This window comes from Pelobacter propionicus DSM 2379, assembly GCF_000015045.1.
Taxonomy (GTDB): domain Bacteria; phylum Desulfobacterota; class Desulfuromonadia; order Geobacterales; family Pseudopelobacteraceae; genus Pseudopelobacter; species Pseudopelobacter propionicus.
Genome location: NC_008609.1, coordinates 3,694,143 through 3,712,850, shown reverse-complemented (window position 1 = coordinate 3,712,850; position 18,708 = coordinate 3,694,143). Strand labels below are relative to the sequence as shown.

Annotated in this window: 17 protein-coding genes; 13 read left to right on the top strand and 4 right to left on the bottom strand. The window is 56.9% G+C overall.

Going from position 1 to position 18,708, the window contains the following annotated elements; all coding sequences use genetic code 11:
- The first annotated feature begins 122 nt into the window (after window positions 1-122).
- Complete coding sequence (locus PPRO_RS16745) at window positions 123-1,598, top strand: sigma 54-interacting transcriptional regulator (protein ID WP_011737172.1); 1,476 nt, start codon at window positions 123-125, stop codon at window positions 1,596-1,598.
- A 35-nt stretch (window positions 1,599-1,633) separates the two neighbouring features.
- On the top strand, window positions 1,634-2,776 hold the full coding sequence (locus PPRO_RS19815) for a GGDEF domain-containing protein (RefSeq protein ID WP_011737171.1): 1,143 nt from the start codon (window positions 1,634-1,636) through the stop codon (window positions 2,774-2,776).
- Here the strand turns inward: PPRO_RS19815 and PPRO_RS16735 are convergent, their stop codons facing one another.
- Window positions 2,777-3,013: an acyl carrier protein gene (locus PPRO_RS16735; protein WP_011737170.1), complete on the bottom strand. Its 237-nt coding sequence runs from the start codon at window positions 3,011-3,013 to the stop codon at window positions 2,777-2,779.
- Window positions 3,014-3,041: 28 nt separating this feature from the next.
- Window positions 3,042-4,559 carry a benzoate-CoA ligase family protein gene (locus tag PPRO_RS16730; protein ID WP_011737169.1) on the bottom strand — a complete coding sequence of 506 codons (1,518 nt, stop codon included), beginning with the start codon at window positions 4,557-4,559 and terminating at the stop codon, window positions 3,042-3,044.
- A 210-nt stretch (window positions 4,560-4,769) separates the two neighbouring features.
- On the opposite strand from PPRO_RS16730, the gene PPRO_RS16725 reads away from it, so the two are divergent.
- Entirely contained in the window at window positions 4,770-5,687 is a 918-nt protein-coding gene (locus PPRO_RS16725) for a PLP-dependent cysteine synthase family protein (protein WP_011737168.1), read from the top strand.
- Between the two features lie 454 nt (window positions 5,688-6,141).
- Window positions 6,142-6,522: a response regulator gene (locus PPRO_RS16720; protein ID WP_011737166.1), complete on the top strand. Its 381-nt coding sequence runs from the start codon at window positions 6,142-6,144 to the stop codon at window positions 6,520-6,522.
- Here PPRO_RS16720 and PPRO_RS16715 read toward each other — a convergent pair.
- Window positions 6,519-7,694, bottom strand: coding sequence for an IS4-like element ISPepr3 family transposase (locus PPRO_RS16715; RefSeq protein ID WP_011735659.1), 1,176 nt, complete (start codon window positions 7,692-7,694; stop codon window positions 6,519-6,521). The genes PPRO_RS16720 and PPRO_RS16715 overlap by 4 nt on opposite strands.
- Window positions 7,695-7,899: 205 nt before the next feature.
- Between PPRO_RS16715 and PPRO_RS16710 the strand changes: the two genes are divergently transcribed.
- Together PPRO_RS16710 and PPRO_RS16705 are read left to right on the top strand one after the other, a co-directional pair.
- Window positions 7,900-8,700, top strand: coding sequence for an OmpA/MotB family protein (locus PPRO_RS16710; RefSeq protein WP_011737165.1), 801 nt, complete (start codon window positions 7,900-7,902; stop codon window positions 8,698-8,700).
- Entirely contained in the window at window positions 8,700-9,401 is a 702-nt protein-coding gene (locus PPRO_RS16705; protein ID WP_011737164.1) for a Smr/MutS family protein, read from the top strand. Before PPRO_RS16710 ends, PPRO_RS16705 begins: the two co-directional genes overlap by 1 nt.
- Window positions 9,402-9,475: 74 nt before the next feature.
- Here PPRO_RS16705 and PPRO_RS16700 read toward each other — a convergent pair whose 3' ends face one another.
- Window positions 9,476-10,717, bottom strand: coding sequence for a BamA/TamA family outer membrane protein (locus PPRO_RS16700; RefSeq protein ID WP_041532934.1), 1,242 nt, complete (start codon window positions 10,715-10,717; stop codon window positions 9,476-9,478).
- A gap of 157 nt (window positions 10,718-10,874) precedes the next feature.
- On the opposite strand from PPRO_RS16700, the gene PPRO_RS16695 reads away from it, so the two are divergent.
- From PPRO_RS16695 to PPRO_RS16665, 7 genes are all read left to right on the top strand, one after another.
- Window positions 10,875-12,317: a sensor histidine kinase gene (locus PPRO_RS16695; protein WP_011737162.1), complete on the top strand. Its 1,443-nt coding sequence runs from the start codon at window positions 10,875-10,877 to the stop codon at window positions 12,315-12,317.
- A gap of 25 nt (window positions 12,318-12,342) precedes the next feature.
- Entirely contained in the window at window positions 12,343-13,740 is a 1,398-nt protein-coding gene (locus PPRO_RS16690) for a sigma-54-dependent transcriptional regulator (protein WP_011737161.1), read from the top strand.
- 328 nt (window positions 13,741-14,068) lie between these two features.
- Window positions 14,069-14,842 (top strand): glucose-1-phosphate cytidylyltransferase, encoded by a 774-nt coding sequence (rfbF, locus tag PPRO_RS16685; protein WP_011737160.1) that lies wholly within the window; start codon window positions 14,069-14,071, stop codon window positions 14,840-14,842.
- Window positions 14,827-15,903, top strand: a complete 1,077-nt coding sequence (rfbG, locus tag PPRO_RS16680; RefSeq protein ID WP_011737159.1) for a CDP-glucose 4,6-dehydratase — start codon at window positions 14,827-14,829, stop codon at window positions 15,901-15,903. The genes rfbF and rfbG overlap by 16 nt, the downstream gene beginning before the upstream one ends.
- A 27-nt stretch (window positions 15,904-15,930) precedes the next feature.
- Complete coding sequence (gene rfbH, locus PPRO_RS16675; protein ID WP_011737158.1) at window positions 15,931-17,292, top strand: lipopolysaccharide biosynthesis protein RfbH; 1,362 nt, start codon at window positions 15,931-15,933, stop codon at window positions 17,290-17,292.
- Window positions 17,289-17,852, top strand: a complete 564-nt coding sequence (gene rfbC, locus PPRO_RS16670; RefSeq protein ID WP_011737157.1) for a dTDP-4-dehydrorhamnose 3,5-epimerase — start codon at window positions 17,289-17,291, stop codon at window positions 17,850-17,852. Before rfbH ends, rfbC begins: the two co-directional genes overlap by 4 nt.
- Entirely contained in the window at window positions 17,849-18,703 is an 855-nt protein-coding gene (locus PPRO_RS16665) for an NAD-dependent epimerase/dehydratase family protein (RefSeq protein ID WP_011737156.1), read from the top strand. Before rfbC ends, PPRO_RS16665 begins: the two co-directional genes overlap by 4 nt.
- The last annotated feature ends 5 nt before the right edge of the window (window positions 18,704-18,708 follow it).

Genomic DNA, 18,708 nt, shown 5'->3' with positions numbered 1-18,708 from the left:
GCCTTCTTGTGCGCCATGCGCCCCCACACCCTGGCACCGCCTGACCATGCCGGAGTCGCCGGCAGCAAGCACCGGGTTCACAGGCGTTGACAAAACAGGTACGCTTCCTGTACATAATTTGCATGAATGAAATCAAATCGTTATCCGCGCCCGATCGAGAGTTTTTCAGGAACGTTTCCCAGGCAGCCTTCACCAACCCCTTCAGCCAGTCACGCATCGAAGTTGACCGCAGGATCGCCGACGCCCCGCCCTCCATGTCGTGGGACGATACCGTTGAACAGGCTGTCGCACGGGTCAGCGAGCGGCTGCGGATGCTGAAGCTGCGTGGCTCAACCGACCTGAGCGGCTACAGCCAGAGCGACCGGGAACTGTTGCGCACCGCGATGCTCTTCGACCTGTACCACCAGTACCGGCAACCCTTTGACGCCTTTATCCTGAAACAGCTTACGGCAGGGGACACCCCCATCCCGGTCCCCTTCGCGTCAACAATCCTTTCCGCCCTTGCCAACATCGGCTTGAACAGTGCTGCCGCGCAACGCTTTCTGGCCATCTTCTACCAGATCCGGAGAGCCTTCTACTTTATCGAAAGCGGGCTGACCGGCCCCTCCCCGGCCATGCAGAACCTGCGCCTGCAACTCTGGAACAATATCTTCACCTGCAACATCACCTGGTACGAAGAGTATCTCTGGGACCGGATGGAAGATTTCTCGACCCTGCTGCTGGGCGAAACCGGCACCGGCAAGGGGGCCGCGGCTGCAGCCATCGGACGCTCCGGCTTCATCCCCTTCAATGAACGCAAGGGGTGCTTCAGCGAGAGCTTTACCCGCTCCTTTATTGCCATCAACCTGTCACAGTATCCTGAATCCCTGCTGGAGTCGGAACTCTTCGGTCACAAAAAAGGCGCCTTTACCGGCGCCATCGAACATCACGAGGGGGTCTTCGACCGCTGTTCTCCCCACGGCTCCATTTTTCTGGATGAAATCGGCGATGTATCCATCCCGGTGCAGATCAAGCTCCTGCAGGTATTGCAGGAACGAACATTCGCACCGGTGGGAAGTCACGAACGACGACGCTTCCAAGGGCGGGTGATCGCGGCAACCAACCGACCGCTGGACGAGATGCGTGCCAAGGGGCAGTTCCGCAACGATTTCTACTACCGCCTCTGTTCCGACATCGTAACGGTTCCCTCGCTCAGGGAGAGGATCAGGAAGGAATCCCGCGAACTGGAAGTGCTGATCAGCAGGATTCTGGTCCGCATGGTCGGTGAAAAAGCCAGGGAATACACCTGTCTGGTATACGACATCATCAGGCGGGATGTGGGAAGTGACTATGCCTGGCCGGGCAACGTGCGGGAGCTGGAACAGGCGGTGCGTAGAATCATCATTACCCGCCATTACAGGGGTGACAGAACCCCGCCGAATCAGGAGAATGACGACAACAATCTTCTTGATGCCATCAGGAGCGAATCACTGGACGCCGAATCGCTGTTGGCAGGCTACTGTAGCGTGCTCTACCAACGTCACGGCACCTACGAAGAGGTGGCGCGAATCACGAACCTTGACCGCCGAACGGTCAAGAAATATATCCGGAAGGACTAATCCTGGCCCATAAACGGTTTCGAGAGGTAGCATCTTTGTTACGCAAGCTGAAGTCCATACTGCAGCAAATCGGTGTTGACGATCGGTTCGATACTGCCACTGAGGAGTCCTATCTGGACTTCAAGTTCAACGACTCACGGGGCGTGGTCATCAGCGTCACCATAGCCACGTTCTTTCTCATCATCGGCCTCTGGGTATGGGACTGGACGATTGATCCCCCGCACGCCATGGATGCGCTGCCGACCAGGATACTCCTGGGCGTGATCGAGATACTCTACCCCATCGCTCTGGCAGCAGGTGTGCGTCGCGCCGTTCTCCCCTGGCTGCTGGCGCTGATTGTCCTGTCAATGGAGACCCTCTTCCTCTACCACCTGACCCTGCTCGAGGGGGGGCTGGTCTACGGCGTATCCGGCTTCATGTTCTGGTTCATGATATCCGTATTCACCGGACTCTCCTTCAACCTGGCCCCCACCCTGCTGACGGTGGTTGCCATTGCTGTTCTGCCCAACATCCTGGTTCGTCTTGGCCTGGCGCCCCAGCTGGAACTCCCCCTGTACAATGCCCTGGTCTGGCCCACCTGCCTGATCGCCATGTTCGGCAATCTGGCGCTGGACAGGCTCTACCGCCGCCTGTTCCGCTATCGCCGGAGCATCGAACATACGGCACGCATCGATACCCTGACCGGCATCGCCAACCGCTTTCATTTCAGCGAGGCCGCACCGGTTCTGCTGGAGCTCTGCCGCCGGCACGAGCATCCCATCAGTGCATTCATGGTCGATATCGACCATTTCAAACAGATCAATGACAGGTACGGACACCCGGAGGGGGACGAGGTCATCCGCCTCGTCGCCGATTCCATGCGGACAAAGCTGCGCAATACCGACCTGCTGGCCCGCTATGGAGGCGAGGAGTTTGTCGTGATCCTGCCCGAAACTCCCCCCCATGCGGCGGTCGGGGTAGCTGAGTCTGTTCGCCGCACCATCGCCGAGAAGGCGCTTGCCCTGGGGGCAGGCCGTTCCATCCGGATCACCATCAGCATCGGTGTGGCTGGTTATGACCTGCTGCCGGACGATATCGGGCTTGAGGAACTGCTCAAGCAGGCTGATACGCGGCTGTACGAAGCAAAAGAGGGGGGCAGAAACCGGGTGGTTGCCGCGCTCCGTGCCCCCCTGCCGTAATCATGACCTCTTTTCGAGGATCTCCTTCTTGATATCGCTTAAGGATTTGATGAAGGCTGCCTCCGGATCGAGGAGCTTGATCCCGTAACGCTCTTCCAGGGCAACCATGAACTCGGTATAGGCCATGGAATCCAGGACATGGCCGGCAAGCGGCAGATACTGGCTCAATTCCTTGACAACACTCTCCTCTACCCCGACTTTCAGCAGAATCTCTTTCATCTCGTCAATCAGATCCATCTTGGTCTCCTTTGTGTAAGGTGTACGTTCACTCCGGCTTGGTCGGGGAGGGTGTCTGCTCCCTCAGGCAGCAGCGCCGGACTTTTCCGGTGGAGGTGCGCGGCAGGTTGGTCATGAAACGGAAGCGGGCCGGGCACATATGATCCGGCAGGCGCGATCTGACCAGTTCCTTCAACTCCCGTACCAGCTCGGGAGAAGACTCGAATCCGGCGGCGGGTACGATAAAGGCCCCCGGCCTGGCCAGGGCGCCGATAGTCACGGCGGCAACGGCGCAATCAGCCACCGCGGGGTGGCCACGTAGCACATCCTCCACCACAAGCGGTGAAACCCACTGGGCATCCACCTTGATCATGTCGTCGCTCCTGCCGCGATGGAAGTAGTATCCATCCTTCTCCAGGAAGATGTCGCCGGTGCGGATGAAGCCGTCCGGCCGCATGGTCGTGCGGCTCAGTTCGGGCAGGTTCCAGTAAAAGGGGGCTCCGGTTTCGCCGCTCACCAGCAGGTTGCCCTCGCTCCCGGAAGGAACGTCGTTGTCAGCGTCGTCCACCAGGCGAACCCGGTAGCCGGGCACCACCATCCCCGCCGATCCGGCCACCGCCCGCCCCGGCGGGTTGCAGATGAAGTGGTGGGAGAGTTCGGAAGCGCCGATGCCGTCGATGATCTCCATGCCGGTCAGCCGTAGCCACTCGTGGAACAGGAGCGGGGGGAGCGCCTCGCCGGCCGAGCAGCAGAGCCGCATGGGGAATTTCAGCTTTGGTTCTGCGCAGGAGAGGATGATCTGCCGGAATACGGTCGGCACGGAGAAGAAGATGGAGGGGCTGCGCTGTTCTATGACGTGGAGAATGGAGAGGACATCCGGCTTGCCCGGAAGGAGGACGGCAGTGGCCCCGAAACGGAGCGCGAACGAGAGGCTGTTGAGCAGGCCGTAGCAGAAGGAGAGCTTGCTGGTGGAGAAGATGACGTCATCGCCCGTGATACCCAGCACGCTCCGCCCCATCAGGTCGCAGGGCACAAGCAGGCTCGTGTGGCGATGGGGAATCCCCTTGGGCCTTCCGGTGGAGCCGGACGTGTAGAGCATGTAGGCGAAATCCTCGGCCGAGGGGTGATAGGGGAGGAAGCCATCTACGCATGAAGGAGCCTCCTGGGTCGGGCCGAGATCGTCACAGACGACCTGGGCTAGTCCGGGACACAGGGCGGCATGGCGTGAGGCATGCTCGGCGTGGCTGACCAGCAGGCGAGCGCCACTGTCGGCAATCACGTGGGCCAGGTCGTCATCCGCCAGTGCTGAACCGGCGGCCACGGCCACCGTCCCTGCCAGCAGGCACCCCAGAAAGGCAACCGGAAAGGAGAGACAATCGGGAAGGGCCACCACGACACGCTCGCCAGCGACGATCCCCCGCTCCCGCAGGAGCAGGGCGAAGCGACGGCTGGCCAGGTTGAGCTCGGCATAGCTGAGCGCCCGCTCCCCGCAGAAATAGGCCACCTTATCGGGATGGCGTTCAATGCTCTGCCTGATCAGCTCCACTGCCGCATTTGGCGTACTCAAGTCATCTCCCTGGTGATTCGTGGATTGCGCGCACGGCGCCATACGGCACGGCACAACACAATACAATAGGTTACGCGGCCGCAACAAGGGACAATCGCATTAAAAAAATTAAAATGTTTTCGCAACTGACGCGGAAACGGGTATATTCACCCCCAATGCCACAGGCCGTGGCCGTCGTTGCCCCCATTCCCACCACACAGAGGAACAGATATGAAGGGTCAGAGTCTCATCAACGCCATCGGTTCGACGCCGATGGTTGAAATCATCAGCATCAACCCCAACCCGAAGGTTACCATTCTGGCCAAGCTTGAGGGCAACAACCCCGGAGGTTCGGTAAAGGACCGTCCGGCGCGCCAGATGATCCTGGCAGCCGAGGCGAGTGGTGAGCTGACACGCGAAAAAATCATCCTGGAGCCCACCTCGGGCAACACCGGCATTGCCCTGGCCATGATCGCCGCCGCCCGGGGCTACCGTATCAAGCTGGTTATGCCCGCCTGCGTCAGCGTTGAACGCCGGGGTGTTCTGGAGGCCTATGGCGCGGAGATCGTCCTCTCACCCGGATGCGAGGCTACCGACGGCGCCATACGCCTGGCCCACAAGATTCACGACGATGCGCCTGAGACCTATTTCATGCCCAACCAGTACGCCAACCCCCACAACGCCCTGGCGCACTACGAGACAACCGCACCGGAAATCATGAGCCAGACCGAAGGGGGCGTCACCCACGTGGTTGCCGGCATGGGCACCGGCGGCACGTTGATGGGGATTGCACGCTATTTCCGTGAGGTAAGCCCGAACGTGAAGGTTATCGGTATCGAACCGATGCCGGGGCACAGGATCCAGGGACTGAAAAACATGCAGGAGGCCATCGTTCCTCCCATTTATAACGAGAATGCCCTTGACCGCAAGATCGTCATTGAAGACGATCCCGCCTTTGAGACTGCCCGCCTGCTGGCCAGCCACGAGGGGGTCTTCTGCGGCATGTCCGGTGGAGCCGCCATGTCCGGTGCCCTCCGTCTGGCCGGGGAGCTGGAATCCGGTGTGATCGTGGTCATCCTTCCCGACCGGGGAGACCGCTACCTGAGCACCAACCTCTTCACCTCCATGTGCGCCCACTGTCCACCATAGCGAACCGGCGGTCAAACCGGGGCTTTTCAGTCGTTTGTGGCCGAGGGCCCCGGTGTGCCTGTGCGTTCTCTCCAGGGGCGTGAAGCACGCATTCTTCATGGACGAATTCAGGAAAATAGTGCACACTGCCGTGGCGTTTCTGCCCCACGGCAAAGCTGCGGCCTGATGGCCGCTGTTTTTCGTTGTTGCGGGAAGACCTGCGAGCGAGCATAGGATTCGAGAGGAGTTTGTTCATGTTTGGTTTCAGCACGGCTGACTGGATTTTTTGCGTCTTCATCCTGGGCGTCATTGCCGTCTGCGTCGCTGCCAGCGCTTTTGTTCAGAAAAAGAAAACCGCCCCTCCCCCCTGACCCGCGGAGCCATCCCCTCATTACAGCCTGCCTGTCCTCCCCCGGTTTTCCGTCTCCGGTTTTTTTGTTTAAGGCTCCCGCAAAATCGGCTATAGTATCGCCCCATGGGCCGAATACTGCTGATCGACGACGACCGGGGCTTTACCGACTTTCTCTCCGGCTATATCCGTGACACTTATCCCCTGTTACAGGTGGAAATCTGCAACAACCCCGTGGCCGCCCTGCAGCGCATCAAGGCCGGCGGTTACGACCTGCTGCTGATCGATCTGGAGATGCCCTCCATGGATGGACTCAAGCTGCTGATGTTCGCCACCCGCACCGGCATGGACAAGAACCGCATCGTTATCCTCTCCGGACGTGACGCCAACGTGCTGCACGACATCTGTCCCATGGGCACCTGCCTGGCGGTGCTGAACAAGTTCGAGGCCCGCCAGAAGGCTGTTCTGGACATGATTTTCAGCTCTCTCCCAGTAATTTCCGGTTAGGTCTTTGCATGTCGTCGTTTTTTCTTTAAAAGTTTGTTTTTGTGGGATTTTTGCTGTGTTCGCATCCGTTTTTGCTCTAGTTCTTCTGCTGCCTCATTGGCGATTTGGTTGCGTAATTCCCGTACCCGAGTGATGCTGACTGGTTCGTTGTGCTGCTCCCGGCAGTAAATAGCAAGAAGCAGATAGGTTATAAGGCCGCCAAGAAGCTGGACCATCAGCCCGTACTTGCTCCTGGCGATCAGGTGGTACACCTTGAGATGGCGTTTCCACCAGCCAAAGAAGGTCTCGATGTTCCAGCGGAGCTTATAGACTTCGGCGACTTGTTCAGCGGTCAGGTCGTACCTGTTGGTAGCGATCCAGTAATCTTTACCGTCAACACGGTAACCAACAAGGCGCAGTTCTTTCTCAGTCTGGTTTACGCCTTTGGTGCCGAGCATTACGATCCGGTCATAGAAGATAATACTGTCAGGATTGACGGCATTCTCTCTGATGACTATCTTGATCGTATTCTCCCTGATACGACAGACAAAGAACTTCTCGGCGGCCTGCCACTTGTCAAAGTGGTCATGGGACTGATACCCGCGATCCATAACGCCGGTTTCGCCTTTGTCGATGATCTTGTCAACAAAGGGGCGCTCACCCTCTTTACCGTCGCTGAGGTATATCTTCCTGGGAATGCCCCGGTTGATATCGAAGCCGACATGAGCCTTGGCCTTCTTTGAGCCGCTTCGGTAATCAGCCCATTCCATGGACAGCACAGCATCAATCAAAGAGCCATCTATGGATACCAGGTTGCCAAGGTGAGCGTATTCGGCCGGAAGCACTTTGCCTGCTTGCTTGACCAGATGTCCGAATACCTCACTTAGCTGCTCAAGGCCACGGTTATTGATCGCCTCGAAGAAGGCGCTCTTTTTGATCCCCTTGGGGGGAGCAACGCACTCCTTGGCAAAGTCATTCTGTTCCAGAGCCTGCAGCAGTTCGCTCCCGGAAGAAAACTCTTCAAGGTGATAGAAAATCAGGGCCTTTAGCTGATCATCAAAGGTCATTTGCAACGGGCGGTACCCCCTGGATTCAAGTTGTTTATCGGACTTGAATCTCTCAAAAACCGGGGTAAGAAGCAATTTGAAAGCACGTGCTTTTCGTCGTTGTTTCAGTCGCTTGAAAGGTCGCATGTCGTAACTCGTGTAATATTAAGTAGTTACGATGGTGGCCCGCCAATTTTTTACTAAAAGTCAAGCAAAAAAAATGTGGCATCACGCTGATTTTGTTACTTTTTTACATTCTCAAAGAACCATGCAAAGACCTAACCGGACGACGCTGGCTCTCTCCACAAAAAAGCGGGGGGGTTGTAGGCATGGGCTCGCAGAAGGAGGAATCTTGCTGAAGCGGATCGTTGGCCTGATCGTGGCCGGTGTGGCGACGCTCTCATTGGGCGGTTGCATGGTGGCGCAGAGCACGTACCTGAAAAAGGTGGAGGAGGCGGAGTACCTGTCCCGGGAGTTTGCCGACCTGAAGCGGGGTCAGGAGCAACTAACCGCGGAAAACAGCGGCCTCAAGACGGAACTGGCGGACCAGGCCAGGCAGAAACAGGCCCTGGAGCAGTTACTCGCGTCGAAAACCGATACCCTTTCCCAGAACGTCAACGACCTGCGCCAGAAGATTGCCGCTCTTGAAGATGAAAACAGGGAGCTGAGAAAGGCCAGAGAAGAAAAAACCAGCCAGCTTGGCACCACCTACGAGAAGCTGCTGCAGAACTTGAAGAGCGAGATCGCCCAGGGGCAGGTTGTCATTTCCGAACTCAAGGGGGCGCTGACCGTCACCATGGAAGCCGCCATACTCTTCGATTCCGGCAGGGTCGACGTGAAGCCGGAGGGGCAGCTGATACTGTTCAAGCTGGTGGAAACGCTTAAAGCGAACAGGGATAGGGCGATCCGCGTCGAGGGGCATACGGACAACCTGGCCCCAAGCGGCGCTTTGAGCCGCCTGTTTCCCTCAAACTGGGAACTCTCCGGAGCCCGTGCCGTCAATGTGGCCAGGTATCTGCAGCGCCAGGGGGTGGATCCCTCGCTCCTGTCGGCCGTTGCCTGCGGCGAATACCGTCCTGTGGCGGATAACGCCACGCGGGAGGGGCGGGCCAGGAACCGTCGTATCGAAATCACACTGGTGGCCAGGGACTGATGGCAAAGAAGAAATCCCGACATACTGAACCGAAACCGTCCGAGTTTCACACCACCCCCTTCAGCGCCCTCAAGGGGGTGGCTGTTGCGGTAACGTCGCAGGCAGTGGAACCGAACCGCCCAATCACTCGTCCGGAACCTGTCGAGGATGATAGCGAGCTGTTTCTGCGGGCCATGGATGACGTCAAACGCCTGGGCCGTCGCGATGCTCCCGCCAGGGCCGCGACCCAGACCCAGCAGGTGAAACCGGCCCCGGGGCGAGCCGCTGCGGAAAAGCGGCAGCCTGAGCTCGACCGCGGCGAACGGGAGGCCTTCAGCAAAGCCATCGGACAGCTGAAACTCGATGTGACTTTCAGCGACCAGACCCCCGAGGACGAGGAGTTGAAACCCCTGGGAGCCAATCGCCTGCGCCAGTTGAAGCGGGGGGTGGTTTCGGTGGAGCGCCAGCTGGACCTGCACGGCCTTACCCGCGAGGAGGCGCTGGAGGCATTGCCCCGCTTCCTGGCGAGCGCCGCCGCACACGGCGAAAAGGCGGTGCTGGTAATCACCGGCAAGGGGAACAACTCCCCCGTCGAACCGGTGCTGCAACAGGCGGTGCTGGGATGGCTGCGGGATGCGGGCAGGAAGTTGGTGGTGGAGTTTGCTCCCGCCCCGCGGGAGATGGGGGGGAGTGGGGCGTTCGTGGTGTTTCTGCGACGATAGTTCCGCACTTCCGACTCGTCATATAGTACGAAAAACGCGCAGTGCCAGGTTGGCATTGCGCGTTTTTGATTTCGTCAGAAGGGGTATCCCAGTCCGACAAAGATGGCCGGTCCATCCTTGCCGATACCCAGGTCAACCCGGCCGACGATGTTGGGACGGACGATGGCGCGGAAGCCGATTCCGGGGTTTACCTCGTAGTTTTTGAACTCAGCCTTGTCCAGTGATTCCATCACCGCTCCCATATCCACGAAGGGGGCGACCTCCCAGTCGGCGGTGACGTTGAATACCTCCCAGCGGAAGAACCTGATGCGCTCCTCCAGGTTGCAGAGGAAATAGCTGTTGTCGATGAAGCGGTTACGGCCGTAGCCGCGCAGGGTCGTCTCCCCCCCCAGGATACTCCGCTCCAGGAAGGGCACCTTGTGCCCCAGTGTCTGGTTGTAGACGAACCGGAACACGCTGATGTAGCGGGCATTGTCCAGGGGAAAGAATCCCTTGATCTCGGCTTCGTAGTGGCGGTAGTCGGCAGAGCTTCCCAGCGCCTTGAGGCTCTGCTCAATGGAGAGTTTGACATAGCCGCCGAAGGTGGGGGTGTCCTTGTTGTCCAGCGTATTGTGAATGATAGCCAGTCGCGGCGTGTGGGCTGTGAATCCGTTGATGCCCGGAATCTCGTCTTCCGAGAATCTGTCCTTTATGTAGGGGACGCCACTGACCGCGCCATGCCTGACATTGACATCACGGAAGCGGTCCCCCAGGAGAACCTGGAAATGTCGGGCAAACTGGTAACCAGCAGAGATGTTGAACCCCACCTCGTCATTGGCATAGTTGGTTTCCTGCTGCTCAGGGCTCTTGGCCTGAAAGCCGAAAAAACGGGAAGATCCGTCGGATAGCTTGAAGACGAAGGCGTTGAGTTCCAGTTTCTTGTCAAGCATCGTGGTGTCGCGAATCTTGAATTCGTAATCGTGGTTGACCTTGGTGGACTGGGAGAGGTTGAATTCCATGTTCCGGTCCGGCGACACGTAATGAGCGCCGTACAACGATGCGGTGACTCCGAAACTGCTGTTGTAGTTTACCTGGGGGGCCAGCAGGGTCGATATTTCGTCGTTCGTGTTGTGGAACAGCAAGGCGGACAGGGCGCCGGCGGTTATGCCCTCGTTGGGGCTGGAGGCGATGACCGGCAGGGGGATGGTCACCAGCTTAACCTTTTCTCCGCAGGATTCGCAGGGTACGAGTGACAGGTCTTCACGGGGGATGTAGCTGGTGCAGCCGGCCAGAAGCCCGAAAGACATGATGGCGGCTATGGCCATCGTTTTCAGCATTTTGCGCATATGAATACGGAGCATAGCGGATGTATGTAGCATTCAATGCCGCCAGGTGTCAACAACCTGCGTGACGGATCGCGCTTGTTTCAGTCACTTTCCTACGTTATAGTGCGGAGATTGCCACTTATACCCCATTCGCTTTTTCAAGGCGGCCATGAAGCTGAACACCAAGCTCGTCATTATCATGCTCTCCCTGCTGGTCCTGACCATGATGACCCTCTTCACCCTCAACCAGTACTCCCAGAACGACCTGGTCAACGAGATCCAGGAGAGTTCCCAGGAGATTTCCAAGGCTGTTCAGATGAGTATCGAGGATCTCACCTCCGATGCCGAGTTCTCACGCCTGAACGATTACCTGCACAAGGCAAGGAAGAAGGGGATCAACGAAATCAACATCATCAACATCGAGGGTGAGATCGTCGACTCCTCCGACCCTGATAAAATCGGCAAGAGGCATGAACTGAACAAGCTGGAAAAGGGGGTCCACGCAGCTCCTCGACATAACGGCGCCAGCATCCTCTCCCAGAAGCCATACGAGGTCGTGGTGCCGGTCATCGTGGGTGACGAGCACCTGGGATATGTGCAGATCAACATGTTGCTGGACAACATCAATAATCTGCAGCACGCCAACTTCATGCGCCGCCTATTCGCCACCGGTATGGTCTTCATGATCGGTATCGCCCTGACCATTTTTCTGGCGCGACGCTATACCGAGCCGATCAACAGCCTGGTGGAAGACTTCAAGCGCGTCTCGGCGGGCGACCTGTCCGTTACCATTCCGGTGGACAGCAAGGATGAGATCGGCGAACTGGCCAAGGGTTTCAACAACATGGTGGAAAAGCTCCGCGAGCGTGAGGCGCTGGAGAAACGGCTCTACGAAGCCGAGCATCTCTCGCGGGTTGGCCAGCTGGCATCGGGCATTGCCCACGAAATCCGCAATCCGCTCAACTACATCAGCCTGGCCATCGATCACCTTAAGGAAGAGATGCTCCCCCACTGCGCCGGAGCGCAGCGAGCGGAAATGGAAGAGCTGGCCGATAAGATCAAGGAAGAAGTGCGCCGCGCAAACTACATGGTTGTCAACTTCATGAGCTATGGCCGCCCGCTCAAGCTGCGACACGCATTGGTCCCCTACAGCGATGTGCTGGCCAAGGCGCTGCCGGTGCTGCATGACCGCCTGACGGAACAGCGCATAAGGCTTGAGCAGCGGATTCCAGACGATTTTCCGCCTCTGTGGGTCGACCAGGAGATGCTGCGCACCTGCATCCTGAACCTGGTCGGAAACGCGGTCCAGGCCATGCCCGGTGGCGGTCTCATCACCTTGGGCGCCGAACGGGATCATGACCAGGTGCGGCTGACCTTTTCCGACCAAGGCAAGGGTATACGCGCCGAAGACCTGGGCAAGATATTCCAGCCCTACTTCACCACCAGGGAGGTGGGCATCGGCCTGGGGCTGGCGATCACCGAACGGATCGTCAGGGAACATGGCGGCTCCATACAGGTCGACAGCACGCTGGGTAGCGGAACGACCTTTACGCTCCTGCTGCCGCTGGAACGGGGGCCACATGAGGGAAACCTTGAAACGCACGAACCATGAGACAATACGATACGGGGCTTGAAGTATGAACAACCAGCGGAAATCGGGAAGCATACTGATCGTTGACGACGAACGGGGGCAGCGGGATATCCTCAAGCTGATCCTCAGGAAAGAGGGTTACGACATCGTGGATGTTCCCGGAGTAGGCGAGGCGCTGGAGCAGCTGGACAGGCGCGAGTTCGACCTGATCCTGACCGACCTGAAGATGCAGGGTCAGAGCGGCCTGGACCTGCTGGAAAGGGTGCTCTCCGACGACCCGCAGCAGTGCGTGATCCTGATGACCGCCCACGGTTCGGTGGACTCGGCGGTGGAGGCCATGCGCATGGGGGCCTTCGACTACCTGGAAAAACCGCTGGAGCGTGATAATCTGGTACTTACCTTGCAGCGTGCATTCGAACGTATCGGTCTGGTGCGCGAAAACCGGGTGCTACAGAAGCGGGTCGCCTCGACCACGCCCATACCCAGCATGCTGGGCGACCACCCTAGGATGGCGGAAGTTTTCCGGGTTGTCGCCAAGATTGCTGCCACCACATCCACGGTGCTGATCGTGGGGGAATCGGGTACCGGCAAGGAACTGGTTGCCCGGGCGATTCACGAGGGAAGCCAGCGCCGGGACAATCCGTTCATGGCCATTAACTGTGCCGCCATACCGGAAACCCTGATCGAAAGCGAACTGTTCGGTCACGAAAAAGGGAGCTTCACCGGAGCACATGCCCGGGAACTGGGCGTATTCGAGGCGGCCAACGGCGGCACGGTCTTTCTGGACGAGATCGGCGAGATGAATGTCTCCATGCAGGCCAAGTTGCTGCGGGCCATCCAGGAGAAGGAGGTCCGCCGGGTGGGGGGCAGGGTCAACATCCCGCTGGACGTGCGCATCATCTCGGCAACCAACAAGGAACTGGAACAGGAAATCAGGCGGGGCAGTTTTCGCGAGGATCTCTACTACCGCCTCAACGTCATCCGCATCAACCTGCCTCCCCTGCGGGAGCGGGGAAGCGATGTCAAAACATTGGCAGAATTCTTTGTCAAAAAATACAGCCTTGCCACCGGCATTGACGTGGAAGGCATCTCCCGGCCGGCTCTCAAGCTGCTGATGAACTATTCCTGGCCCGGAAACGTGCGCCAGCTGGAATCGGTCATCGAGCGTGCGGTGCTGATGGCCGAGAGCAGTGTCATCGAGCCGGGAGATTTGCCGGCAGAGATCACCTCGACGTCGCTTCTGGCCGGCGTCGTCCCCTTCGACCTGCCGCCAGAGGGGATCGACATGGAAACCCTGGAGAAGAATCTGATCATCAAAGCCATGGAGCGTGCCGACTGGGTCATCGGCAAGGCAGCTCCGCTCCTGGGCATGAGCTACAAGACCCTGCAGTACCGGTTGGAGAAATTTGCCATCGAACGGCCGGACAGGAGGCAGAGGAATTAGTCAGTCATGGCGTGTTTTCTTGCCCTTGGGCTCTGTCGGCCAAAAAGAAAGTACAGCGCTTCTACCCAGGTGTAGATACTTTTCGGCTGCTAACAGGTCTTGGCGTAAAGGGAAAGCGGCAACGAGTGCGGTTCCTTTTTGTGAATTTATTCTAATCACAGTACTTGAACTCTTGAATTTTTTCGGTGAAAGTGCGATCCGTCCGCCAGGCACTGCTGGCAAAGCGTTCGACCTAGTTTTTTGTGTTAAGGTTTAACTGTTTAACATTGTTTTTATTTTTTGTGTGAGAAGCTGTTTTGTCATTTCTTTGACAGCGGAAAGGTTCACAATGAAAGTCGTCATTTTTGCTGGGGGCATGGGAACGCGGATTTCCGAAGAATCATATCTCAAGCCAAAACCGATGATTGAAATTGGCGAAAAGCCAATACTCTGGCATTTGATGAAGATATTTGAGACGCAAGGGTTTAACGACTTCGTAATATGCCTGGGTTATAAAAGTTTCCTTATCAAGCAGTATTTCATGCACTACTATATGTACAATTCAGATGTAACTTTTAACCTTCAGACCAACAGCTATGAAGTGCACCAGTCAAATTCTGAAAAGTTCCGTGTTACGCTTGTTGAAACCGGCCTGAACACCCTGACTGCCGGCCGCCTTAAACGGGCTGAACAGTATATTGGAAAAGAGGATTTTATGCTCACCTATGGCGATGGTCTTGCGGATGTTAACCTGCATGATTTGATCTCCTTCCACCATTCCCATGGAAAAATCGCAACCATGACTTCGGTTCAGCCGGCCGGCAGATTCGGCCTCTTGGGGCTCGACAACAACGGACTAGTCAACAGTTTCCAGGAAAAGCCGGACAATGGTGGCTGGATCAACGGTGGTTTCTTTGTCTTGAAACCTGAGGTGTTCTCGTACTTGCCGGATGATGCAGATCACAAGATGTGGGAACAGGACCCGATCGAAAACCTGGCTCGCGATTCGCAACTGATGGCCTACAGGCACCATGGATTCTGGAAGTGCATGGACGCTCTGCGCGACAAGGAAGAGTTGGAAAGGCTTTGGCAGTCGGGGCAGGCGCAATGGAAAATCTGGTGAACCGAGAGTTCTGGAATGGCAAATCGGTTTTTTTGACCGGCCACACCGGCTTCAAGGGAAGCTGGTTCAGTCTCTGGCTCACCAGCATGGGGGCCCAGGTGACCGGTTACGCACTCCCTCCTACAACCACACCCAATCTCTATGACCTGGCCCGAATTGGGGAGTTACTGACTTCCCATAGCGCGGATGTGCGCGATTACGAGCGACTCGTATCGGCCATGCAGACCGCACGTCCCGAAATTGTCTTCCACTTGGCAGCACAGCCGCTGGTGCTTGATTCATACAGCAATCCCGTGGAAACCTATTCCACAAACATCATGGGGACGGTGCACCTGCTTGAGGCGGTTCGCCAGACCCCCTCGGTCAGGGCCGTCGTAAATGTAACCACCGACAAATGCTATGAGAACCGGGAATGGGTGTGGGGATACCGTGAAAACGATTCACTGGGAGGATACGACCCCTATTCCAGCAGCAAAGCCTGCTCCGAACTAGTCACGTCCGCCTACCGCTCCTCCTTTTTTAATCTCAACACGTATTCCCAGCATGGAGTGGCAATTGCCACCGTACGAGCAGGCAACGTCATCGGCGGTGGAGACTGGGCAAAAGACAGGCTGATCCCCGACTGCATGCGTTCCCTTTTTGCCGGTGAACCGATTAACATCCGCAACCCCCATGCCATCCGCCCCTGGCAGCACGTGCTGGAGCCACTGCGAGGCTACCTGATGCTTGCGCAGCGGCTTTACGTAGACGGCCTCGCATTTTCCGAGAGTTGGAACTTCGGCCCGCTCGACTCCGATGCCAGACCAGTTGCATGGGTCGTGGATCGACTCTGCGACCTTTGGGGTAACAATGCGCTCTATGAGTCCCGGGAAAGTTCACAGTGCCCCCACGAAGCTTGCTATCTGAAGCTGGACTGTTCCAAGGCTAAAATCAGATTGAACTGGAAACCATCCTGGAGCCTAGAGCAGGCGCTGCAATCCATAGTCGACTGGACCCGTGCCTATCGTTCGGGACACGATATGCGGTCAAAAAGCCTTGAACAGATCCAGGCCTTTCTGTAGCACCATTTTCCACAGAAGGGGAGCCATGTGAACAGCAACGATACACAGGAACAGGCATTGCGAAGCGAAGCGATTCGTGCTGCCATTGCCCACTACAGTCACGCCCATGCTGCACTAAAATCGTACCGTCCCGGCGAGCGCATTCCTTACGCCGCACGCGTCTTTGATGAAAAGGAAATTGCCAATCTGGTTGACTCTGCGCTGGATTTCTGGCTGACCAGCGGACGATTCGCCGCACGATTTGAACGGGAATTTTCCTCTTTCGTCGGCGTCAGGCACACCATGCTGACCAACTCTGGCTCATCGGCAAACCTGCTGGCGTTCATGGCCCTTACCTCACCAAGCCTGAAAGAGCGGCGCATCAGGCCGGGAGACGAGATTGTAACAGTGGCCGCTGGTTTTCCCACCACAGTTTCGCCAATCATCCAATACGGGGCAGTACCTGTATTCGTCGACGTAACCCTGCCCGAATACAACATAGATACGGCTATGCTCGAAGCCGCTCTTTCTTCCAGAACCAAGGCGGTCATGGTAGCCCATACTTTGGGTAATCCGTTTGACATAGCGAAGGTCAGCGGGTTCTGCGTCCGGCACGGACTCTGGCTGATCGAAGACAACTGCGACGCACTAGGGTCACGATACTGCCTCGATGGCGTCTGGGGCTTCACAGGGAGTTTCGGCGACCTTGCCACATCCAGTTTCTACCCTCCGCACCACATGACCATGGGTGAGGGAGGAGCCGTCTACACCAATGACCCGCACCTGAAGCGCTTGGTGGAATCGTTCCGCGATTGGGGACGCGATTGCTGGTGTCCCTCTGGCCAAGACAATACCTGTGGTAAACGTTTTGCGAAACAGTACGGAGAGCTTCCTCCGGGCTACGATCACAAGTATGTCTATTCCCATTTCGGTTATAATCTTAAGTTAACCGATATGCAGGCCGCCATTGGTTGTGCACAGCTTGAAAAACTTCCCACGTTCATCGATGCGCGCAAAAAGAACTGGTGCAAACTGCGTGAGGGGCTCAGCGACATGGAAGACAGCCTGATCCTCCCCGGCACCACAAGAGACTCTGATCCCTCCTGGTTCGGTTTTCTGCTGACAATCCGTGAAAATACGGCCTTCAATCGAGATGAACTGGTCAATTACCTGGAGTCAAGGGGTATCCAAACACGGATGCTGTTTGCCGGTAATCTGATCAAGCATCCCTGTTTTGATGAGATGCGCGCAGGCGGAACGGGATACAGGGTTGTTGGGGAACTGGCGATAACCGAACGCATCATGCGCGATACATTTTGGATTGGGGTCTATCCGGGTATGACAGAGGAAATGATTGCGTATATGCTTGATACCATCCGGGCATTCATCAAGCGTGGCGGATCGACATGACTTTTATACATACAAGAATTTCAGGTTGCCTCGAGATCGTTCCTGTTTGTTTCCAGGACGAACGTGGCAGGTTCGTCAAAACCTACAACGAAAAAACGTTCGAGTCGCACGGCTGTTGCACCGACTGGAAAGAAGAATTCTACTCAGTTTCCAGGCGGGGAGTGCTTCGAGGGTTGCACTTCCAACTCCCCCCCCATCAGCACGACAAGTTGGTATACTGCACCGCGGGCACGGTACTGGATGCGGTCGTGGACCTACGAAAAGGCTCTCCCACATATGGGGATCATATTATGCTCGAACTGAGTGCCGAAAAAGGAAACATGCTCTACATCCCCCGGGGGCTCGCCCATGGGTTTTACGTCACCAGCGAGTCAGCCACAATGATGTACAAGGTTTCTTCTGTCTACGCTCCTGACCATGATGCCGGAATCCGCTGGGACTCTGCCGGAATTGCCTGGCCCGCCAGCACGCCGATCATATCCACAAAGGATGGCCTCCTCCCGCCTCTTATTGACTTTTCATCTCCTTTTTCCTTTGACGATTGTGCGAAAAGACAATGAAGATACTCCTGACCGGCGCAACCGGTTTCGTGGGAAGCCATGTAATCCGCCGCCTCATTGAGAGGGGGCACAATGTCACTGTTGTCGTCCGCGATCAGACGAAAATCCTATCATGTCCACTGCTTCGCGATACAGATATCATATGCGGCGATATTCTCGAGCCGGCGTTCGTTCTCAAAGTACCTCCCGACTCCTTCGACGCTGTCATGCACTTGGCATGGCCGTACCTGCCCGACTATTATTCCATGAGGCACCTGGAAGCAGCCTTCCCCGCCAGCTTTCAGTTTCTCAAGCTGCTCATTCAATTGGGTGTACGGCAGGTGCTGGTTACGGGCACCTGCTTTGAATACGGCTTGCGCAACGGTCCTCTGTCTGAGGAGATGGATACCCATCCCGTAACGCCCTACGCCCTCTCAAAGGATATTCTCCGCCGTGCACTGGAAATGCTGCAAAAAGATATTCAGTTTACTCTCCAATGGGCAAGGCCTTTTTATATGTACGGCACGGGGCAAAATCCCTGCAGTCTCCTGGCGCAACTTGACGCTTCAATCGAAAGAGGCGATAAGGTCTTCAATATGTCAGACGGAGAACAGTTACGGGATTACTTGGCGGTAGAAACCGTTGCCGGGCATCTTGCCGAACTTGTGGAACGTCCGCAGTTTGACGGCATACTGAATATCTGCAGCGGTACCCCCATATCGGTCAGACGGCTTGTGGAGGAACGTATTTCCGTACGTGGCGCCGCTATTCGCCTTAACCTCGGCCACTATCCCTATCCCGCCCATGAGCCGATGGCTTTCTGGGGAGATGCCACAAAAATGTCAAAAACCCTTGCTCCTTCTTCTCATTGAGCAGA

What these genes read in the sequence shown, in the direction of transcription:
- PPRO_RS16745 (WP_011737172.1), top strand. Translation starts at nt 123, where the DNA reads ATGAATGAAATCAAATCGTTATCCGCGCCCGATCGAGAGTTTTTCAGG.
- PPRO_RS16735 (WP_011737170.1), bottom strand. Translation starts at nt 3,013, where the DNA reads ATGGATCTGATTGACGAGATGAAAGAGATTCTGCTGAAAGTCGGGGTA.
- PPRO_RS16725 (WP_011737168.1), top strand. Translation starts at nt 4,770, where the DNA reads ATGAAGGGTCAGAGTCTCATCAACGCCATCGGTTCGACGCCGATGGTT.
- PPRO_RS16720 (WP_011737166.1), top strand. Translation starts at nt 6,142, where the DNA reads ATGGGCCGAATACTGCTGATCGACGACGACCGGGGCTTTACCGACTTT.
- PPRO_RS16715 (WP_011735659.1), bottom strand. Translation starts at nt 7,694, where the DNA reads ATGCGACCTTTCAAGCGACTGAAACAACGACGAAAAGCACGTGCTTTC.
- PPRO_RS16705 (WP_011737164.1), top strand. Translation starts at nt 8,700, where the DNA reads ATGGCAAAGAAGAAATCCCGACATACTGAACCGAAACCGTCCGAGTTT.
- PPRO_RS16700 (WP_041532934.1), bottom strand. Translation starts at nt 10,717, where the DNA reads ATGCTGAAAACGATGGCCATAGCCGCCATCATGTCTTTCGGGCTTCTG.
- PPRO_RS16695 (WP_011737162.1), top strand. Translation starts at nt 10,875, where the DNA reads ATGAAGCTGAACACCAAGCTCGTCATTATCATGCTCTCCCTGCTGGTC.
- PPRO_RS16690 (WP_011737161.1), top strand. Translation starts at nt 12,343, where the DNA reads ATGAACAACCAGCGGAAATCGGGAAGCATACTGATCGTTGACGACGAA.
- rfbF (WP_011737160.1), top strand. Translation starts at nt 14,069, where the DNA reads ATGAAAGTCGTCATTTTTGCTGGGGGCATGGGAACGCGGATTTCCGAA.
- rfbG (WP_011737159.1), top strand. Translation starts at nt 14,827, where the DNA reads ATGGAAAATCTGGTGAACCGAGAGTTCTGGAATGGCAAATCGGTTTTT.
- rfbC (WP_011737157.1), top strand. Translation starts at nt 17,289, where the DNA reads ATGACTTTTATACATACAAGAATTTCAGGTTGCCTCGAGATCGTTCCT.
- PPRO_RS16665 (WP_011737156.1), top strand. Translation starts at nt 17,849, where the DNA reads ATGAAGATACTCCTGACCGGCGCAACCGGTTTCGTGGGAAGCCATGTA.